This is a genomic window from Clostridium sp. AN503 (genome assembly GCF_040719375.1).
GTDB lineage: Bacteria > Bacillota > Clostridia > Lachnospirales > Lachnospiraceae > Brotaphodocola.
Genome location: NZ_JBFDTP010000001.1, coordinates 358,919 through 379,901, shown reverse-complemented (window position 1 = coordinate 379,901; position 20,983 = coordinate 358,919). Strand labels below are relative to the sequence as shown.

Here is a 20,983-nt window from a genome sequence, read left to right as displayed (position 1 = left end):
TGATGAAGCTTAAGCGGGGACTGTATGGCTGTTTCGGCAGACAGAAAGGAGGGCGGACGGAAGTATGAGAGCGAAAGCAAAAGGATTACTGAGAGCATACGGGAGCATCATCACAAAGAATATCCCGTTGTTTCTGGCGGTAGGGGCGGTCAACATCCTGTTTTCGGAACAGGGATGGTTTCCGGGAACGTACATGCAGGCATTTGGAACCTTTCTATACCAGTTCGTCATCCCTCTGTTCCTGGCTTACTCGGCGGGACAGAAAGCCGGGATAGCGGCGGACCGGGACGGCGGGGGGAATATGTCGGGGCTCTCGGCAGTACTGGCGGCCGGCTGCCTGGTGGTGAATCAGACCTCCGGAGGGATGTTTTGGGCCATCTTAGCCGGGGCGGCGACGGGATGGCTGACAGCGTATGTATGGAGGCATGTTTCGGTGAGGTGTCCGGCCGGTTTTGAGATGATCGGGCGCAACCTGCTTGTCATGATCTTTGGCATCCTGGCCGGAGGCGTTTTTACAAATGGAGTCATGCTGTTTACCCGCCTGGCCGGCGGCTGGGTGAATCAGGCCGCGGCGATCCTGTTTCACAGCCGGTTTTTATTTTTGTCCAATCTGCTGATCGAGCCCCTAAAGGTACTTTTTTTGAACAACTGGCTGAATCACGGGATCCTGATCCCCCTGGGGATGGAACAGTTAAGATCTGCGGGATCATCGGTGCTTTTTCTGATAGAGAGCAATCCGGGACCGGGACTGGGCGTCCTGTCCGCCTACTGGCTGGCCGGGAGGGGAAAGCGAAACGGGCTTGCCGCCGACATGGCGGCAGAATGCTTCGGGGGGATCCATGAGCTGTATTTTCCTTACGTTTTGGCGGATCTAAGGATGATGGGAGCGGTCATGGCAGGCGGAATGTGCGGCACGTTCTGTTTCAGCCGTGCGGACGCCAGCCTGTTGGGGCCGGTATCTCCCGGAAGTATCTTAAGCATCCTGATGATGGGTCCCATGGACCGGTGGGCAGGGATCCTGCTGGGGGGCGGGATATCGGCTCTGGTCTCCGGAGCGGTGGCTTTCGGTATTTTAAGAAGCGGAGGTGAGGGGTTGGAGGAAGAAGAGGCAACTGCCTGTTTACTGCCGGAAAGGATCCGCAGGATCTATGTGGTGTGTGACGCGGGACTGGGATCCAGCGCCATGGGAGCGGCGCTTCTCAGACGCAGGCTGCAGGCGGAGGGGGTCGTAGGGATCACCGTGCAGGCGGCGGCCCTTGACGAGCTTCCGGAAGATGGGGATCTGCTGGTGTGCCAGTGTGATTTCTATGAAAAACAGATGAAAGGGAGGGCAGATAAGCTTCCGGCCGTCTATCAGGTAGAGCAGCTGGCAGGCCGGGGGGTATATGACCGGCTGGCGGAAGAGATAAAGGGGAGAGCATGATGAACAGGATTACCAATGATTTTTCGATTCGGATGCAGCAGATCTTAAAATACCTGCTGAAGCAGGAGTCCGCTGTGCCGGTCAGGAGTCTGGCAGAACATCTGGGGATCAGCAAGAGGACGGTCCAGCGGGAGATGGAATCCATCGACCGTCCGCTTAAAAAGTATGGGATCACCTTTCACTCCAAAGTGGGAAGCGGCGTATGGCTGGAGGGCTATCCGGAGGACAAGGCGGCGCTGCTTGCGGAGCTGGAGGCGGAAGACGGACTGGATGTGACGGACAGGCAGGAGCGCCGGAAACGTCTGCTCCTGGAGATACTGAAGGATAAGAATGTGAAGAAGCTTTACTACTACGGCGAGATGTTCGGAGTCAGCGAGGCGACGGTCAGTTCCGACCTGGAAGCGGTGGAAGGATGGCTCTCCGGCTTCGGGCTGACCGTGGTGCGCAGACCGGGACTGGGAACCGGCATAGAAGGGACGGAAGGGGCCTTCCGGCAGGCCCTGAGAGCGTTTATCGATGAGAATATCAATTCCGAGCTGGTGAACGAGCTGTATCAGAATTACACCTTGGGGGAGGGACGGGAATGGGAACGGGTAAAACCGGTGCTTAAGCTGGCCCGGGACAAGAGTGAAAAGAATGTTTACCGGGTGCTGGACGAGGAGACTATGAGGCGGGTGATTTCCTGTATCCAGAAGATCCAGGATAAGCGGCTGCAGAACCTGACGGAAAACTCCTACACCGGCCTTGTGATCCACGTGACCATAGCCATGAAACGCATCATGGGCCAGGAGCTGATGGAGTCCAACCCGGAACTGTTAGATAAAATGGCGCGGGATGAGGAGTTTGCTCTGGCATCGGAGATTGTGCGCCGTCTGGAGGCGGAGTTCGGCGTCCAGATTCCCAGGGATGAAACAGCCTATATCTGCCTCCACATCAAAGGCGCCAAGGTGCAGCAGTATGAGCTGGACAGCGTGGCGGGAGAGCAGATCCTGGATTACCGGGAACTGGTGGATACGGTCAATGAGATGATCGACTGTTATGATCCGGAAGCGGCCTATGCGCTGAAACAGGATGAGGAGTTCGTGGTGCAGGGACTGATCGCCCATTTGCAGCCGACACTGGTCCGCTTGAGGAATCACATGAAGATCAAAAATCCGCTTCTGGACCACATAAAGAAAGAGTATGCGGAGATTTATGAGAGATGCAGGGCGGTGGCCCGCGTCCTGGAAGCGCGGTACGGCTATGAGGTGCCGGAGGAAGAGATCGGATTCCTGGCAGTCCATTTTGGGGCAGCCATGGTCCGCCTGGAAAACAGGAGGGAGAAGAAACGAAAGGTCTATATCGGTGTGGTGTGCGCCAGCGGCATCGGGATCTCGCGGCTGATGGTCTCCAAGATGAACCGGCAGTTTCTGGACCGGGCGGAGATCACGGCCTACGGCACCGGCGATCTAAGTCCGTTTGTCCTGGAACAGCTGGATTTCCTGGTAACGACCCTTCCTGTGAAAGAGGAGCTGGAGACGCTGCTTGTCAGTCCGCTCCTGACAGAGGAGGAGATGGAACAGATCGAGAAACGGGTCCGGTTTTATGAGCGGATGCCGGAAAAAAAGACAGAGCGGAATGAATTTACCAGGCAGCTGGAGCAGGTCAATTATGTGGCGGTCCAGATAAAGACCATGATCCAGGAGATGGGATATCTGACGGTCAGTCCGGATATCTCCTTTGAGGAGCTTCTCGTGGCGGCCAGTGAGATCCTTTCCCCCTATAACGACAGAAGGCTGAAGATCCAGGAGGACCTAAAGCGTAGGAAAGAGCTGGGGACCCAGGTCTTCCCTGATTTTGGGTTTGCGCTCCTGCACTGTAAAACGGAGGGAGTCCTAAGACCCAGCTTTTCCGTCTGCCGGGCAAAGGGCCTGGCGCCCTTTGAGCAGCCGTATTTCCAAGGGGTGGGACTGGTCATCTTCATGCTCATGCCGGTGGATGAGCACTTAAAAGAGAACCGGGAGATCCTGGGATTTTTGAGCGAAAAGCTGGTGGAGGAGCCGGAATTTTTAGACACCCTTTCCTCAGGCGGACGGGAGGAGATCCAGGCCGTATTATCCAAATATCTGAAACGGTTTTTTAATCAGTATCTGGACCGGGTATAAGTCCGGTCAGAGCGCAGAGACGTCAAAAGCAGACGGTCCCTGCGCTCTTTTTATGCAATTTTGGCACTAGTCCATGGCGCCAAATGTCCGTTTCTTTGAATTGAAAATCCCTGTAAAACCCCTCTATAATTAAGACATCAGGAGGCCAGAGCAAAGAAAAAAGGAGGTCAGGCATGTTTGGTTTTGGAAAGAAAAAGGCAGAGGCAAAAGTGGAAAAGCCGGAGCTGCTGGAGATGAAAAATATCCGGCTTGGCTGCAGCAGGATGCCGAAGGAGGAGGTGATCCGTGAGATGGGGCGGATGCTCAGTGAGAGCGGCTATGTGGATGAGGCCTATACGGAGGCAATGCTGCTTCGGGAGCTGACATTTCCCACCAATATCGGAAACGGGATCGCGCTCCCTCACGGTGTGGAGGAGGCGAAGAAGCAGATCCGCCGTTCGGGCATTGCGGTGATGGTGTTTCCGGAAGGGACGGACTGGGGCGGCGAGGAAGTGAAGCTGGTGATCGGCATCGCAGGCGTTGGGGAGGATCATCTGGAGATCTTAAGCATCATTGCAGAAAAGATGTCAGAGCCGGAGGCGGTGGAACAGGTGGTAAAAAGTTCCAGGGAAGAGATTTATAAGACCTTTACGGAGAAAGGAGAGGCGGCATGATCATAACCGTGACAATGAACCCGGCCATCGACAAGACCGTGGACATAGAAAGGCTGCGGCACGGCGGCTTAAATCGTATCAGCCATGTGGAGATGGATGCGGGAGGAAAGGGCATCAACGTTTCCAAGACCATCAAAAGCCTGGGCGGCGACAGTCTGGCCACGGGATTTCTTGGCGGCAAGGCGGGGGAGACCATCGAGGGCGTTTTAAAGGAATGGCAGATCGCCACAGATTTTGTGTACGTGGATGGGGAGACGCGGACCAACTTAAAGGTGGTGGAAAACAGTGGAGAGGTGACGGAGCTAAATGAGCCGGGGCCGGAGGTGAGTGCGGAGCAGCTGGAGCGTCTGATGCAGAAGCTGGAGGGCTACGCAGGGGAGGACACCCTTTTTGTCCTGGCCGGCAGCATACCGAAAGGCGTGCCGAAGACAATCTACAGGGATATTACGGAGCGTGTGCACAAAAAAGGCGCAAAGGTGTTGATGGATGCGGACGGGGAGCTGTTTGTGCACGCACTGGAAGCGCACCCGGATATGATCAAGCCAAACCGTGTGGAGCTGGAGGCTTATTACCATCTGGATTACCGGGCGTCAGAGCAGGAGCTGGTGGCCATGGGCCGCAGGCTTTTGAAGGAGGGGACAGAGTTTGCGGCCATCTCCCTGGGACAGATGGGAGCGCTGTTTTTGACGGCCGCAAGAACCGTCAGATGCCCGGGACTGAGTGTGAAAGCACATTCTACCGTGGGGGCAGGCGACGCTATGGTGGCGGCCCTCGCTTATAGCTGGGGACAAAAGTTAAGTCTGGAAGAGACGATCCGCCTGGCTATGGCGACCTCGGCGGGCGCGGTCACGACCATCGGGACGAAGCCGCCGGCAAGGGGAGTTGTCGATGAGCTGGCGTCAGCGGTGGAATTATCGGAAATCTAAATGATGAGATAAGGTGAAGAGAAAGAAAGGGGAATTTTATTATGAAAACAAGAGCCGTGAGAATGTATGGAGAGATGGATCTGCGCCTGGAGGAATTTGAACTTCCGGAGATCAAAGACGATGAGATCCTGGTGAAGGTGATGAGCGACAGCATCTGCATGTCTACCTACAAGTTAGTAAAGCAGGGTAAAAAGCACAAACGGGCGCCGCAGAACATCGATACGAACCCGGTCATTATCGGACATGAGTTTGCGGGAGATATTGTGAAGGTCGGGAAAAAGTGGCAGGACCAGTTTAAACCCGGACAGAAATTTGCGCAGCGCTGGCCCTAAACTACAAAGGAAGCCTGGCGTCGCCGGGATATTCCTATGAGTTTTTCGGCGGAGCCTGCACTTACTGCATTATCCCGCAGGAGGTGATGGAGCTGGGGTGTTTGCTTCCCTATGAGGGGGAGAGCTATTTTGAGGCGTCCCTGGGAGAACCCATGAGCTGCATTATCGGCGGCTACCATGCGAACTATCACACCAACAAGCAGAATTATCAGCATGCCATGGGGACGAAGGAAAACGGCAATATCCTGATCATGGGCGGATGCGGGCCGATGGGGCTGGGAGCCGTTAGCTACGGGATCCAGTTTGAGAACCGCCCGAAGCGCATTGTGGTGACCGATGTGGATGATGCAAAGATCGCACGGGCCAGAGAGGTGATCTCCGAGGAGTCTGTGAGAGAGAAGGGTGTGGAACTTTTCTATGTGAACACGGCAGCCATGGACGATCCGGTCCAGGAGCTTTTGGATATGACGGAGGGACACGGTTACGATGATGTGTTCGTCTATGTCCCGGTCAGGCCTGTGGCGGAGATGGGAGACAGGCTGCTGGCCTTTGACGGCTGCATGAACTTCTTTGCCGGCCCCACCGACAACCAGTTTAAGGCGGAGATCAATCTCTATAACGTGCATTACACCAGCACCCACCTCCTTGGTACTACAGGCGGGAATACGGACGATTTGATCGAGGCCAACAGCCTGGCGGCCAAGGGCGCCATCGAACCGGCCGTCATGGTCACCCACGTGGGCGGCATCGACAGTATCGCCGAGGCGACCAAATGCCTGCCGTCCATACCGGGAGGCAAGAAGCTGACCTATACCCAGTTTGAAATGCCGCTGACGGCAATAGACGATTTTGAGAAGCTGGGGGAGAGCGACCCGCTCTTTAAAAAGCTGAGTGATTCCTGCAAGGCGCACAGGGGACTGTGGAACGCGGAAGCAGAGAAGATCCTGTTTGATCACTTCGGCGTCAGATAAGCGCCGGATAAGAAGCAGATAAAGATCAGATAGGCAAAGATGAACAGGGAGAAAGCCCGGAGTTTCCAGATAGCCTGGATACTCCGGGCTTTCTCCCTGTTAGTCCTGCGGCGCGGCAAAAACGAGATGAAGGCATAAACGGGTCATGACAAACGAACAGAATATGTAAGGGCTTACAAAAAAGTTGCAAAACCTATTGCATTAAGCAAACAAATGGTGTATAGTAATGCTACAAAGTATTACATCCTGTAACTGCATGGCAAAATGTAAGCACTTACATTTTGTTCGGTTTTTAAAACCTCAGCCGGCGGCACCGACAGGAAAAACGGCAATAAGAGAAATCAAAGACAACATAACAAAATGAAAAAGTGGAGGTTTCAGGCGATGAGCAAAAAAGAGACAGTGATTCAGTTTGGCGAAGGCGGTTTCCTGCGTGGTTTTGTGGATTATTTCTTTCAGAAGTTAAAAGAGCAGAACCTGTTTGACGGTTCCGTTGTAGTGGTACAGCCGATCGAGCGCGGCATGTGCGAGATGCTGGAGAAGCAGAACTGCGAGTACAACTTATTCCTGAGAGGGATCGACAACGGCCAGGTGGTGGATGAGCACACCCACATCGACGTGATCTCCAGATGCATCAATCCTTATACGGACAACGAGGGCTATATGGCTCTGGCTGAGAACCCGGACTTCCGTTTTATCGTTTCCAATACCACCGAGGCGGGTATCGAGTTCGTCCCGGAGAACCGGTTTGAGGACGCTCCGGCCAAGTCCTTCCCGGGCAAGCTGACCCAGCTTTTATATAAGAGATACAAACTGGGCCTGAAGGGATTTATCGTGCTCTCCTGTGAGCTGATCGACCACAATGGTGAGGAGCTGGAGAAGTGCTGCATGCAGTATGCGGACCTCTGGAATCTGGGCGAGGATTTCAAGGCCTGGATGAAGAATGAGAACGATTTTTGCTCGACCCTTGTAGACCGTATCGTTACCGGCTTCCCGCGTGACGAGCATGAGGCCCTGTGCGAGCGTATCGGCGAGCAGGACAATATGATGGATACCGCAGAGATCTTCCATCTGTGGGTCATCCAGGGGCAGCATGAGGACGAGCTGCCGCTGCAGAAGGCTGGCTTCAACGTGATCTGGACCGACAACGTTGATCCGTACAAGAAGAGAAAAGTAAGGATCTTAAACGGCGCCCATACTTCCATGGTGCTGGGCGCACGTCTGTATGGCCTGGAGACCGTGGGTGAGTGCCTGAAGGATGAAAAGGTATCTGCACTGCTTAAGAAATGTATCTTTGAAGAGATCATTCCGACGATCGGTGACAACGAGGACAACCGGAAGTTCGGCGCAGCGGTACTGGAGCGTTTCTCCAATCCATTCATCAAGCACCTGCTGCTTTCCATTGCTTTAAACTCCGTTTCCAAGTTCAAGGCAAGAGTACTGCCGACGATCCTGGAGTACAAAGAGGAGTTTGGCAATTACCCGCAGGGACTGACATTCTCCCTGGCTGCCCTGATCGCGTTCTACCGCACTGACGAAGCCAATGACAGCGAGGATATCATGAAGTTCATGAAGGATGCCTCCGTTGCGGAGATCCTGGCAAAGACCGAGTACTGGGGCCAGGATTTGAGCGATATGCTTCCGGTAGTGGAAAAATGGTATGACATGATTGAGAAAGAGGGCATGGGCAAAGCATATGACGCAGTGCTGGCATAAAATAGAACATCAACCATAGTAAATTTGATACGTTCCATACGTTTGATACAGGGCGGTCATGCCAAAGCAGGCATGGCCGTCCTGTTATTCTTGAAAGCTGTCAGGCGGGATGATATAATGCAGGTATGTGCAAGTGTGATCTTGCCCGATCCGGTACTTGCAGCCGGAAACACCGCATATACTATGACAGGGATTTTTGGGAAAATACCAGGCATATGCCTGTCAAAAGGGGCGGTTGAATGAGGATCTGGAAGTGGGATTTCCGAAAACAGGCGGTAGCGCTGGTCTGTGTGGTCCTGTTGGACGGGGCGATATTGGGAGCGGCGATGGGGGTCATGCAGCCGGGGCAAAAGGTATCTGCCGGAAGCAGTGGGGAGATAGAACAGCTGCCCCACAGCGCATGGATGAAGGATGTACAGGCGGACGCCTCTGCGGGCGGTGGGAAAGAGTCGGCGCCGAAACCAGTTAAGGCCGTAGCCCTGACCTTTGATGACGGCCCGCATAAGACCTATACGCCTATGCTTCTGGACGGGTTAAAGGAGCGCGGAGTCAAGGCCACGTTCTTTCTCATGGGCGAAAGCATTTCCGGCAATGAGGAGCTGGTGAGCCGGATGCAGGAGGAAGGGCATCTGATCGGCAATCACAGTTACCGGCATATCCAGCTCACAAAAGCGGGCGAGGATGCGGTGTGCCGGGCGGTGGAGCAGACGGAGGGGATCATTGAAGATATTACCGGGGACCGCCCCCAGTATCTGCGACCTCCCTACGGCGACTGGAATGAAAACCTGGAATGCAGGATGAATCTGACCACGGTATTCTGGACTGTGGACTCCCTAGACTGGAAATTAAAAAACACGGACAGGATCGTAAAACGGGTGGAAAAGCAGGTGAAGGAAGGCGATATTATCCTGATGCATGACATATTTCCCACTTCGGTGGAGGCGGCTCTGCAGCTGATCGACAGGCTGCAGGCAGAAGGCTACCGGTTCGTGACAGTAGATGAGCTGGTAATAGACTGAACATAGAAACGAGGCGATAAACATGGATCTGTTTGATTATATGAGAAGCACTACCCAGGAAAAAGAGTCGCCCCTGGCGTCCCGGATGCGTCCCACGACGCTGGAGGAAGTGGTGGGGCAGAAACACATTATCGGAAAGGACAAACTGCTTTACCGGGCTATCAAGGCGGACCAGCTGGGGTCCATTATCTTTTACGGCCCGCCGGGAACAGGCAAGACCACCCTGGCCAAAGTGATCGCCAATACCACCAGCGCCAGCTTCCGCCAGATCAATGCGACCGTAGCGGGTAAGAAAGATATGGAGGAAGTGGTGAAGGAGGCGAAGGACGCCCTGGGGATGTACGGAAAAAAGACGATCCTTTTTGTGGATGAGATCCACCGGTTCAACAAAAGCCAGCAGGATTATCTGCTTCCCTTTGTGGAGGACGGCACCCTGATCCTGATAGGCGCGACCACGGAGAACCCGTTCTTTGAGGTGAACGGCGCGCTTTTATCCCGCTCCCGCATCTTTGAACTGAAGTCATTGGAAAAAGAGGATGTAAAGGAGCTGATCTGCCGCGCAGTCACAGATGAGACAAAAGGCATGGGCAGCTACCATGCGGTGATCGATGAGGATGCTGCCGATTTCCTGGCAGATGTGGCTGGCGGGGATGCCCGGGCGGCGTTAAACGCGGTGGAGCTGGGGATCATGACCACAGACCGGGACCCATTGGATGGTAAGGTCCATATCACCATGGAGGTGGCCCAGGAGTGCATTCAGAAGCGCGCGGTCCGCTACGACAAGGACGGGGACAACCATTACGACACGATCTCTGCATTTATCAAAAGTATGCGTGGATCTGACCCTGATGCGGCGGTCTATTATCTGGCCAGGATGCTGTATGCGGGTGAGGATATCAAATTTATTGCGCGCCGGATCATGATATGTGCGTCGGAGGATGTGGGCAATGCAGACCCGCAGGCTCTCACTGTGGCGGTCAGCGCGGCCCAGGCGGCAGAGCGCATCGGCATGCCGGAGGCACAGATCATCCTGGCTCAGGCGGTGGCTTATGTGGCGGCTGCGCCCAAGAGCAATGCGGCGTGCAATGCCATATTTGAGGCGATGAACGCCGTGCAGAACCAGAGGAATATGCCGGTGCCGGTGCATCTTCAGGATTCCCATTACAAAGGCTCGGCAAAGCTGGGGCATGGCGCCGGCTACAAATACGCCCATGATTACCCCAACCATTATGTGCAGCAGCAGTATCTTCCGGACGGCATGGAAGGGCAGCGATTTTACCGTCCGACGGAGAACGGTTATGAAAAACAGATCGGAAAACACCTGGAATTCCTTCGGGAATCCGCAAAAAATGCGTAAAATCATAAAAAGTACTTTCTTTTTCCAGAAAATAGTTTTATAATGTTAGCATACGGGATGGGAACTGTGCCGCACAGTTCCCTAAAAATCCGTGATCAGGATTTTCTGGTATCTTTAATTACCCCTTATTAGGAAGAGAAATTGAAAGACAAAGAAAAAATATAACTGAAATCAAATGTTATGTATAAAATAAATAATGGAATGGAGAGATTATATGCGAGAGAAATTACAGACATTACCGCTCACCCAGTTAAAAGAGATGGCAAAGGCCCAGGGGGTAAAGGGAGCGGCCACGATGCGCAAAGCAGAGATCATTGACGAGTTGTGCAGGATTGCAGAGCAGGAGGAGATTGTGCGTACGGCAGTAGCGCCGCCGACTCCCAAGACCAGTACGCCGGCAACTGAGACGAAGACAGAAAGCAGCGACCGCCGTCAGGCCAGACCTGCCCCCCGTCAGCCGGAATCCTTAAGCCCACAGGAGGTTGCAGAGCTTGACAGCGGCATTGAGGCGAACGGTATTCTGGAGGTTATGCCGGATGGATTCGGGTTTATCCGGTGCGAGAACTTCCTGCCGGGTGAGAACGATGTATACGTGGCGCCGTCCCAGATCCGCCGTTTCAACTTAAAGACCGGAGATATCATTTCCGGAAACCGTAGGATCAAGACGGCTGCAGAGAAGTTTGCCGCCCTGTTGTACATCCGCAATGTCAACGGGTATCCGGTCAGCGTGATTGAACGCCGTCCGAATTTCGAGGACCTGACCCCGATTTTCCCGAATCAGCGTCTGCATATGGAGACTCCGGGCAATACGTCCATGGCCATGCGTGTGCTGGATCTGCTGTCCCCGATCGGCAAGGGCCAGCGTGGTATGATAGTATCCCCGCCAAAAGCAGGTAAGACCACACTGCTCAAGCAGGTGGCTCAGGCGATCACCACCAATCATCCGGACATGCATCTGATCATTTTGCTGATCGATGAGCGTCCTGAGGAGGTTACGGATATCAAGGAGTCTGTTGTTGGGGATAATGTAGAAGTCATTTACTCCACCTTCGATGAACTTCCTGACCGTCACAAACGTGTTTCCGAGATGGTAGTGGAGCGTGCAAAGCGACTGGTGGAGCATGGACGAGATGTCATCATCCTCTTAGACAGCATTACCCGTCTGGCACGGGCATACAACCTGGTGGTCCCGCCCAGCGGAAGAACCCTTTCCGGTGGTCTCGACCCGGCGGCCCTGCATATGCCGAAGCGGTTTTTCGGCGCAGCGCGTAATATGCGTGAGGGCGGCAGCCTGACTGTCCTGGCGACAGCCCTGGTGGATACCGGAAGCCGTATGGACGATGTTATCTACGAGGAGTTCAAGGGTACCGGCAACATGGAGCTGGTATTAGACCGCAAGCTGTCCGAGAAGCGTATCTTCCCGGCTATCGATATCTTGAAGTCCGGCACACGCCGCGACGACCTGCTGCTGACCAAAGAAGAAGCAGAGGCCGTAGATATCATCCGCAAGGCCACCAATACCCTCAAACCGGAAGATTCTGTAGAGCGCGTCCTGGATCTGTTTGCAAAAACCAGGAACAACCGCGAATTTGTGGAAAATGCAAAGAAAATCCGTTTCTATTAAAAAATCTCTTGCAAAGAACGGGCTTCTATGCTATACTAACAAAGCTGTTTATAGACGTGAGGTGATTTTAACAGTACGTCAGATGACTGTTAGATGATCACAATGATATAATCGAAAAAGTTAAGAGGTGAAAGACATGAGAGAAGGAATCCATCCAGCTTACTATCAGGCAAAGGTAACCTGCAACTGCGGCAACGAGTTCGTAACCGGTTCTACCAAAAAGGAGATCCACGTGGAGGTTTGCTCCAAGTGCCACTCTTTCTACACCGGCCAGCAGAAGGCTGCAAGCGCACGTGGTCGTATCGATAAGTTCAATAGGAAATACGGCGTTAACGCATAAGCATAGCAAGAGCGAAGTAAGGTTGAGACTTAAGTGGAGACACTTTGGCTCAACCTTTCTTTTTTAAAGGAGATTATATGAAATATTCCGGTATCGGCGGCCAGGCCGTCATTGAAGGAATTATGATGAAGAATAAAGACAATTATGCCACAGCGGTGCGAAAGCCTGACGGTGAGATCGAAGTCCAGAAGGATACCTATGTCAGCATGACTGAGAAGGTAAAGTTTTTCGCCCTTCCTTTTGTGCGCGGTGTGTTCAGCTTTGCGGATTCCATGATCCTGGGGATGCGGACGCTGAGCTTTTCAGCCAGTTTTTTTGAGGATGATGAGGATTCGGAACCGGGAAGGTTTGAACTGTGGCTGAACAAAGTATTTGGCGAGAAGCTTGAAAAAGTCCTGATGGGATTTGTGATGGTGTTTTCGGTCCTGATGGCGATCGCTATCTTCATGGTGCTGCCCCTCGTGATTGCAAATACCTGCCGCCGTGTCATCCAGTCGGAGACGGTGATGGCAGTTTTGGAGGGCGTGATCCGGATCGCGATCTTTGTGGCATATATCAAGCTGATCTCCCGGATGGAGGATATCCGCCGGACGTTTATGTACCACGGCGCGGAGCACAAATGCATCAACTGCATAGAGCACGGCAAGACCCTGACAGTGGAGCATGTGCGGGAAAGTTCCAAGCAGCACAAGCGGTGCGGGACCAGTTTCCTGATCATCGTGATGATTATCAGTATCCTGTTCTTTATGGTCATCCGTGTGGACAATGTATGGCTCCGGATCGTCAGCCGCATCGTGCTGATCCCGGTGATCGCCGGCGTGTCCTACGAGTTTCTGCGTCTGGCGGGGCGCAGCGACAGCGCGCTTGTGAATTTCCTCAGCAAGCCGGGGATGTGGATGCAGAATCTGACTACCAAGGAGCCGGATGACAGCATGATCGAGGTGGCGATCGAGGCGGTAGAAGCGGTATTTGACTGGAAGGCATATCTGCGGGAGAATTTCCCGGAAACGGAGATCCAGCCATGACCCTGTTCCAGCTTTTTACAGAGGGCGCCCAGGAGCTTTTACTGGCGGGTGACCCGGATGCGGAGACCGACGCCAGGCAGCTTCTCCTGACGGCATTTTCCCTGGATACGGCGCATTATCTTTTGAACCGTCTTCAGGAAATGGAAGAGAACAGCGCCAATGCTTCCTGTATGGAGAGATACCGCGGCATGATCCAAATGCGGAAAAACCGATGCCCTGTACAGCATATTCTGGGGACTCAGGACTTTATGGGAATGACATTTTATGTAAATGAACATGTGCTGATCCCCAGGCAGGATACGGAAACCCTGGTGGAGCTGGTGCTTGAGGAACAGAAGGACAGGTCTGACAGGGTGCTGGATCTGTGTACAGGTTCTGGCTGTATCGCGGTCAGCCTGGCAGTGATGGGCGGTTACGCTTCGGTGACAGCCACAGATATCTCCCCGGAAGCGCTCAGGACAGCGAGAAGGAACGCAGATGCCCTGCTGGGCGAAGGTAATGAGATCCGGTTCCTGCAGGGGGATCTGTTTGATGCGCTGGACTGTGAGGCATCAGGCATTGAAGCTTCGGATCATGCGCTTTCAGGCAGGTTTGACGTCATCATATCTAACCCGCCTTACATTCCCACGGAGGTCATAAAGACTCTGGAACCGGAGGTGCGGGATCACGAACCGCTGCTGGCCCTGGACGGAACGGAAGACGGTTTACAATTTTACCGCAGGATCGCGTCAGGCGCAGGGGCGCATTTAAGTGACGGCGGGCATCTTTATCTGGAGATCGGATATGACCAGGGAGCCGCGGTTAAAGAACTTTTGGAAGAGGCCGGATTTCAAAAGGTGCGGGTATACAGGGATCTGCCCGGCAAGGACCGGGTGGTCAGCGCAGTCTGGCCGGGAACGCGTCAGGAACATGTAGATACAGGAGAATAAACAGGAGGACCCCCATGTTTGATAAATTAGAGGATATTCTGATCCATTTTGAGGAGATCATGCAGGAGCTGAATGAGCCGAATGTGACGGAGAACCAGAACCGATTCCGCAGGCTTATGAAGGAGCAGGCAGACTTAACGCCTATCGTGGAAGCATACAGGGCATACAAAAAGGCAAAGCAGGACATCGAGGACAGCCTGGCGCTTCTTGATGAGGAGAGCGACGAGGAGATGCGGGAACTGGCAAAAGAGGAGCTTTCAGACGCCAGGAAGCGCGTGGAGGACTTAGAGCAGGAGCTTAAGATCCTGCTGCTGCCCAAGGACCCCAACGATGACAAGAACATCATCCTGGAGATCCGTGCAGGAGCAGGCGGCGATGAGGCGGCTCTGTTTGCTGCGGAGCTGTACCGTATGTATGTGAACTATGCGGAGGCACAGCGCTGGAAGGTAGAGATCATCAGCTTGAGTGAGAGCGGCATTGGCGGATTTAAAGAAGTCCAGGCCATGATCACGGGCAAGGGCGCTTATTCCAAACTGAAATACGAGAGTGGTGTGCACCGGGTGCAGCGTGTTCCGGAGACGGAATCAGGCGGTCGGATCCATACCTCCACTGCGACGGTTGCAGTGATGCCGGAAGCAGAGGAAGTGGATATCCAGATCGATATGAACGACTGCCGCATCGACGTCATGCGCGCGTCCGGCAACGGCGGACAGTGTGTCAATACCACGGATTCCGCCGTGCGTCTGACCCACAACCCTACAGGGATCGTGATCTACAGCCAGACGGAGAAGTCCCAGCTCCAGAACAAGGAAAAGGCGTTCCGCCTTCTGCGATCCAAGCTGTACGACTTAGAGATGGAAAAAAAGATGAACGCGGAGGCGGCGGAGCGCCGCAGCCAGATCGGGACCGGAGACCGTTCCGAGAAGATCCGCACCTACAATTTCCCACAGGGCCGTGTCACCGATCACCGGATCAATCTGACCCTGTACAAGTTAGATAAGATCATGAACGGTGATATACAGGAGATCCTGGATGCCTGCATCGCTGCCGACCAGGCCGCAAAGCTGGCAAAGATGAATGAAGTTGCATAATGGATTGCATGAATCTGATAGAAATATAATAAAAGTATAAAACGTAACCGGATTGTAACCGCTGTCCGCTATAATAAAGTCAGTAAACTGGCAGATAAGACGGACGGGGGAAGCCATATGGCAATTTCGGTTAGAAGCAGATTAAGTGAGGAAGAACGGATCTTTACCGTTGCGGTGGACCGCAGAGGCGAGGATGGCGTGGATGGTATGCTGTTTCACGGCGCATCACACCAGGGCTGGCATTTTGGCAGCTTTTTGGAGATGACGGAAGTTGTGGAACAGATATTGGGACAGATACATTATCCGGGGGAAGTGATGAAGAAGCGCTTTTTCGGGAGAGCACGAAACCGGTCGGCAGAGCAGAAAAAGTGCGGGGAGAAGCTGGCCTGGCGTGAAGGCGCCGAGGGTACTTACCTTCTTCGGATCCGGCACCGGCAGAATGCCAGCTGGCAGGGAACCCTGTATGACAGAAAGAACGGACAGCGTTTTGCGTTCCACAGTTTTTTGGAGCTTGTGGAATATCTGGATTCCGGTATGGCTGCTCCTGATATGCAGCGGGAGGAGAGATGCCGGCAGATCATTGAGCGCTATCTGCCCCTTGTCCTTACGGACAGCCAGTCCTGGCCGTGCATCCAGGAGATTCTTCCGAATGTTGCGGTCTGCCAGGTGTTTTGCGGTGGCCGTAGGAATACGTTTCTGCTCAGACTGATGTTTTTTGAGCATCATGCCTGTCAGGGAGTCCTCTACTGGAAAGAGAGGAACTGTCAGCAGTCATTCCGCAGTTTCCTGGAGCTGGTGCAGCTGATCGGGGAAGCGGCCCGGGATGAAGAAGAGTGGGAAGAGTCGGCCGGGTGAGATGACGCTCCTGAATAGTCTTAGATATCAATGAAGAGAAAACCAGCGGAACGGAAGCGCCCGCTGGTTTTTGCATGCTAGTGTATATCTTCTATATCCGGAACGATCGGCTGCAGAGAAAAACTGACTGTTAAGTCCTTGCGTGTATAAGCCTTTTTAAAGTTCCGTACAATGCGTGCTATGACCATTTCCCCATTCTCATAGGAGGCGGTGGGCAGCATGATCATATATTGGCTGACGCTGTACCGGGTATAGGCATCCCCGCGGCGCAGAGAGGACTGGATAGACGCCTGCAAATGATTCATTCCGCGGGTCATGACAGAGAGCTTCGGCAGGTCCCCGTGTTCGTCCTGAAGCGTCAGCAGGCAGAGGAAGACCGAATCTCCGGTGCGCTCGATAGAGCGCTGCTCCAACTGGTATATATCCTGGAAAACGGAAAATTCACAAAAATATGCGCCGTCACACCGCTGTGCTTCCCGCATGGATTCCTGTATGATGGACAGATCCGTGGTGATGCCGTGTTCCTGGTTGCGGATCATCTTATATAAGTCCTTCAGCCGCTGGGACGGCGTGATGGCAAACTCATTGTAAAAAAGATTCGTCATGTGCTGGTAATGCTCCAGCGCCTGGTTCTGTTCCCGGTTGTTGAATAAAGAATAGATCAGGTAATAATGGAAATCCTCATCAAAAGGCTCCACTGCCAGAGCGCGCTGGCACAGTCCGATGATGCGCGTCCAGTCCGCCTGATCCAGCAGCAGATCGATCGCTGTGTGGGCGGCCTGAAGGTACATGGAGTGATAAAATGTGCTGATGGGAAGCGCCCAGGCCTCCCAGGAGGATTTGGGCAGGAAATCCCCTTTGTACAGGTCGAGCGCCTTCATCAAAAGCTCCAGACGCTGTTCCCGTGTGAGAGAATCGGCCTTGCTCTGCTTGCACAGCTCCTCAAACTGATCCGTATCTACCGTCAGCCTGATCTCAGGATTCCATGCGTAAGTACCGCTCTTTTGAATGATGAGCTGATGGGTGGGCAGACCAAATGGCTCCAACAGCTTCCGGCTGCGGAACATAAGCGTCTTTAAAGCGCCGTTTGGATTGGCGCTCTCTTTGGTGGACCAGATCAGGTCGATCAGTTCGCTGCAGGCGATCTCGCGGTTGTGGAAGGTGATCAGGTACTCCAGGATGCTCCAGGGTTTTTTTGCCTGGCTGCTCCTGTCGCTGATGGTAATGCCGTTGATAGTCAGGTGGAATCCGCCGAGCATCTGGACGGATGCGGTGATGTTTTCTATGTTATTCATGTAAATCCCTCTTTCTGCTATACTTTGCCTCGTTATGTAACTACAAATAAAAACATTGTAACCTTGATTATCTTTATCATATAAAAAAATAACAAATAAGTCCAGAGAAATATGAAAATTTTTAATTTTTATCTTTTTTATGGAATTTGAGGCTAATATATCCATCTAATGGAAAAATAGTTGTATCTGCAGGGGGCTTCGGTTATAATCTAGGAAAGAAAATCCGTAGGAGGATTAAGATATGGACAAAGAAAAAAAGCGGAAGGTACTCTCCGTCCGCAATATTATCATAGGAATCCTGCTGTTGGTGATGGTTGTCAGCGGTATCGGTTATATCAGAGAGCAGGCGGCAGCCCGGCGGCAGAAGGAGCAGGAGGAGAGCCTGGCGCAGCTGGCATCCCAGACATCAGAGGAGACAGAGAGCGAAAGTGAAAGTATTACGCAGGCCCAGGAGCCGGAGACAGAAGCTCCCTATGTATCGCCGATCGATTTCGAGGCGCTGCAGGCGGAGAACCCGGATACGGTGGGGTGGATCCGGATACCGGATACGAGGATCGATTATCCCATTGTGCAGGCGGCGGACAATGAGAAATACCTGCACACGGATTTTGAGGGAAAGGACAGCATATACGGTACAGTCTATCTGGATTGCGACAGCCGGTCCGATTTTTCCGGATGGAATAACCCTGTTTATGGGCATCATATGAAGGACGGCTCCATGTTTAAGGATGTGGTGAAGTTTAAAGAAGAAGAATTCTTTAAAGACCACCAGTATTTTGAGATCTATACGCCGGAGCGCACGATCCATTTAAAAGCGGTGGCCTGTTATTATGCCGATTCAAACGGGATTGTGCGGAAGACCAGATTTGCGTCCCGGGAATCCTTTGACAAGTGGCTGGATGAACGGCTGGCGCCCTGCAGTTTTGCCGAAATCCCGGAGGTGCCGGTGGATTCCATGTTTGTGCTGGTGACCTGCAGCTATGAACTGAACGACGCCAGGACCCTTTTGTATGCAGTAGAGGTGGACGAGGATGGGAAGGTCGTGGAAGGGACCGATAAAAATGTGCCCCCGCTGGTGCCGGTCCAGGATGGTCAGGGGCTGCCGATGCCGTCACAGTCTTCGGCTCCGGCGGCGCCGTAGCCCAAATTGCCCTTCAAAGCGCCGTAAATAAAGAGAATCCTCATAATAGTTTTAAGATTCCTTAATTGAATTCTAAAATGTTGTGTGGTATAGTACAAACTAGTGTAAAATGCATATTGCTTATAAGGAGAAAAACCATGAAAGGTATTATACTTGCCGGTGGTTCAGGCACCCGCCTGTACCCGCTCACGAAGGTAACATCCAAGCAGCTTCTTCCGATTTATGACAAACCCATGATCTATTACCCGCTTTCTGTTCTGATGAACGCAGGCATCCGGGAGATCCTGATCATATCCACCCCTGATGATACGCCCCGGTTTGAGGCGCTTTTAGGCGACGGACACCAGTTTGGCGTAGAGCTTCAGTATGCGGTCCAGCCGAGTCCGGATGGACTGGCCCAGGCATTCATCATCGGCGCTGATTTTATCGGAGGCGACCCGGTTGCCATGGTGCTGGGGGACAATATCTTCCACGGCCAGGGACTGAAAAAACGCCTGCGCGCTGCCGCGGAAAAGGAAAAAGGGGCTACCGTATTTGGCTACTATGTGGATGATCCGGAGCGTTTCGGCATTGTTGAGTTTGACGCGGCAGGCAAGGCGGTTTCCATTGAGGAGAAACCGGCAAAACCCAAGTCCAACTACTGTGTGACCGGTTTGTATTTTTATGACAACCGGGTGGTGGAGTATGCGAAGAACTTAAAGCCTTCTGCCCGTGGGGAGCTGGAGATCACGGATTTGAACCGGATCTATCTGGAGAATGGCGAACTGGATGTGACCCTTCTGGGGCAGGGCTTTACCTGGCTGGACACCGGGACCCATGAATCCCTGGTGGAGGCTACCAATTTCGTCAAGACGATCGAGGACCATCAGCACCGCAAGATCGCGTGCCTGGAGGAGATCGCCTATTTAAACGGCTGGATCACGAAGGAACAGGTGCTGGAGACCTACGAGATCCTCAAAAAGAATCAGTACGGGCAGTATTTAAAGGACGTCCTGGACGGGAAGTACATCGACAAGCTGCATAACCTTTAAGGGACTGGTACAGATACATGAAAAGCGCCGTATGCAAAGGGCGGCATAAAATAAAGATTGGCTGAGAGAGAAAGGATACGAGACAAATGAAGATTATTGTGACTGGCGGAGCCGGATTTATCGGTGGTAATTTTGTGCACTATATGGTAGAGAAATACCCGGAGGATATGATCATCAATCTGGATGCCCTGACATACGCAGGGAATTTAGAGACCTTAAAACCGGTGGAGGACAAGCCGAACTATCGTTTTGTAAAGGGCGACATCGCAGACAGGGAGTTCATATTTGACCTGTTTGAAAAAGAGAAACCGGATGTGATCGTGAACTTTGCGGCGGAGAGCCATGTGGACCGTTCCATTACGGACCCGGAGATCTTTGTGCGCACCAATGTGATGGGAACCACGACCCTTTTGGACGCCTGCAAAAAGTATGGTATCAAGCGGTTCCATCAGGTGTCCACTGACGAGGTTTATGGAGATCTGCCATTAGACCGCCCGGACCTGTTCTTTACAGAGGATACCCCGCTGCACACCTCCAGCCCTTATTCATCCTCCAAGGCCAGTGCGGACTTGTTTGTGATGGCTTATCACCGGACCTTTGGCGTACCGGTGTCCATTTCCCGCTGCTCCAACAACTACGGGCCTTACCAGTTCCCGGAGAAGCTGATCCCGCTGATGATCAGCCGTGCGCTGGCGGACGAGGAGCTTCCAGTATACGGAAACGGTGCAAACGTCCGTGACTGGCTGCATGTAAAGGATCACTGCCAGGCCATCGACCTGATCATCCGTAAGGGCGCGGACGGCTGCGTCTACAATATCGGCGGACATAACGAGCGCACCAACCTGGAGGTAGTACAGACCGTGCTCCGCGCTCTGGACAAGCCGGAGAGCCTGATCAAATATGTGACGGACCGTCCTGGACATGACATGCGTTACGCGATCGATCCAAAGAAGCTGGAGACAGAGCTGGGCTGGGAGCCGGAGTTCAATTTCGACACTGGCATGAAACAGACGATCCAGTGGTATCTGGACAACCGCGAGTGGTGGGAGCATATCATCAGTGGTGAGTACAGCAGCTATTTTGACAAGATGTATGGGGACAGGCTGTAAGG

Annotated in this window: 17 protein-coding genes and 1 pseudogene; 17 read left to right on the top strand and 1 reads right to left on the bottom strand. The window is 53.2% G+C overall.

Annotated elements, in window-relative coordinates:
• The first annotated feature begins 64 nt into the window (after positions 1-64).
• From AB1I67_RS01590 to AB1I67_RS01525, 14 genes and pseudogenes are all read left to right on the top strand, one after another.
• Positions 65-1,423 (top strand): PTS transporter subunit EIIC, encoded by a 1,359-nt coding sequence (locus AB1I67_RS01590; protein ID WP_367028072.1) that lies wholly within the window; start codon positions 65-67, stop codon positions 1,421-1,423.
• Complete coding sequence (locus AB1I67_RS01585) at positions 1,420-3,567, top strand: BglG family transcription antiterminator (RefSeq protein ID WP_367028071.1); 2,148 nt, start codon at positions 1,420-1,422, stop codon at positions 3,565-3,567. The genes AB1I67_RS01590 and AB1I67_RS01585 overlap by 4 nt, the downstream gene beginning before the upstream one ends.
• A 173-nt stretch (positions 3,568-3,740) precedes the next feature.
• Positions 3,741-4,220 (top strand): PTS sugar transporter subunit IIA, encoded by a 480-nt coding sequence (locus tag AB1I67_RS01580; protein ID WP_367028070.1) that lies wholly within the window; start codon positions 3,741-3,743, stop codon positions 4,218-4,220.
• Positions 4,217-5,146: a 1-phosphofructokinase gene (gene pfkB / locus AB1I67_RS01575; protein ID WP_367028069.1), complete on the top strand. Its 930-nt coding sequence runs from the start codon at positions 4,217-4,219 to the stop codon at positions 5,144-5,146. Before AB1I67_RS01580 ends, pfkB begins: the two co-directional genes overlap by 4 nt.
• A 41-nt stretch (positions 5,147-5,187) precedes the next feature.
• Positions 5,188-6,449 (top strand): annotated as a pseudogene (locus AB1I67_RS01570) (zinc-binding dehydrogenase).
• 360 nt (positions 6,450-6,809) lie between these two features.
• Complete coding sequence (locus tag AB1I67_RS01565) at positions 6,810-8,165, top strand: tagaturonate reductase (RefSeq protein WP_367028068.1); 1,356 nt, start codon at positions 6,810-6,812, stop codon at positions 8,163-8,165.
• A 239-nt stretch (positions 8,166-8,404) separates the two neighbouring features.
• A complete protein-coding gene (locus tag AB1I67_RS01560) occupies positions 8,405-9,184 on the top strand; it encodes a polysaccharide deacetylase family protein (protein ID WP_367028067.1) in 780 nt (259 codons plus the stop codon).
• 22 nt (positions 9,185-9,206) lie between these two features.
• Positions 9,207-10,541 (top strand): replication-associated recombination protein A, encoded by a 1,335-nt coding sequence (locus tag AB1I67_RS01555; protein ID WP_367028066.1) that lies wholly within the window; start codon positions 9,207-9,209, stop codon positions 10,539-10,541.
• A gap of 214 nt (positions 10,542-10,755) precedes the next feature.
• Entirely contained in the window at positions 10,756-12,165 is a 1,410-nt protein-coding gene (gene rho / locus AB1I67_RS01550; RefSeq protein WP_367028065.1) for a transcription termination factor Rho, read from the top strand.
• A 136-nt stretch (positions 12,166-12,301) separates the two neighbouring features.
• Entirely contained in the window at positions 12,302-12,505 is a 204-nt protein-coding gene (gene rpmE / locus AB1I67_RS01545; protein ID WP_367028064.1) for a 50S ribosomal protein L31, read from the top strand.
• Positions 12,506-12,582: 77 nt separating this feature from the next.
• Positions 12,583-13,530: a DUF1385 domain-containing protein gene (locus tag AB1I67_RS01540; protein ID WP_367028063.1), complete on the top strand. Its 948-nt coding sequence runs from the start codon at positions 12,583-12,585 to the stop codon at positions 13,528-13,530.
• The gene (prmC, locus tag AB1I67_RS01535) at positions 13,527-14,459 is read left to right on the top strand and encodes a peptide chain release factor N(5)-glutamine methyltransferase (protein WP_367028062.1); all 933 of its coding nucleotides are present in this window, start codon (positions 13,527-13,529) and stop codon (positions 14,457-14,459) included. The genes AB1I67_RS01540 and prmC overlap by 4 nt, the downstream gene beginning before the upstream one ends.
• Before the next feature lie 14 nt (positions 14,460-14,473).
• Positions 14,474-15,550, top strand: a complete 1,077-nt coding sequence (gene prfA / locus AB1I67_RS01530; RefSeq protein WP_367028061.1) for a peptide chain release factor 1 — start codon at positions 14,474-14,476, stop codon at positions 15,548-15,550.
• A 117-nt stretch (positions 15,551-15,667) separates the two neighbouring features.
• On the top strand, positions 15,668-16,405 hold the full coding sequence (locus AB1I67_RS01525) for a hypothetical protein (protein ID WP_367028060.1): 738 nt from the start codon (positions 15,668-15,670) through the stop codon (positions 16,403-16,405).
• A 77-nt stretch (positions 16,406-16,482) separates the two neighbouring features.
• On the opposite strand, the gene AB1I67_RS01520 is transcribed toward AB1I67_RS01525, so the two are convergent.
• A complete protein-coding gene (locus AB1I67_RS01520; RefSeq protein WP_367028059.1) occupies positions 16,483-17,700 on the bottom strand; it encodes a bacterial transcriptional activator domain-containing protein in 1,218 nt (405 codons plus the stop codon).
• 241 nt (positions 17,701-17,941) lie between these two features.
• On the opposite strand from AB1I67_RS01520, the gene srtB reads away from it, so the two are divergent.
• From srtB to rfbB, 3 genes are all read left to right on the top strand, one after another.
• Positions 17,942-18,841 carry a class B sortase gene (gene srtB, locus AB1I67_RS01515; protein ID WP_367028058.1) on the top strand — a complete coding sequence of 300 codons (900 nt, stop codon included), beginning with the start codon at positions 17,942-17,944 and terminating at the stop codon, positions 18,839-18,841.
• A 137-nt stretch (positions 18,842-18,978) separates the two neighbouring features.
• A complete protein-coding gene (gene rfbA, locus AB1I67_RS01510) occupies positions 18,979-19,872 on the top strand; it encodes a glucose-1-phosphate thymidylyltransferase RfbA (protein WP_367028057.1) in 894 nt (297 codons plus the stop codon).
• Positions 19,873-19,958: 86 nt separating this feature from the next.
• Positions 19,959-20,981: a dTDP-glucose 4,6-dehydratase gene (gene rfbB, locus AB1I67_RS01505; protein WP_367028056.1), complete on the top strand. Its 1,023-nt coding sequence runs from the start codon at positions 19,959-19,961 to the stop codon at positions 20,979-20,981.
• Positions 20,982-20,983: the final 2 nt, after the last annotated feature.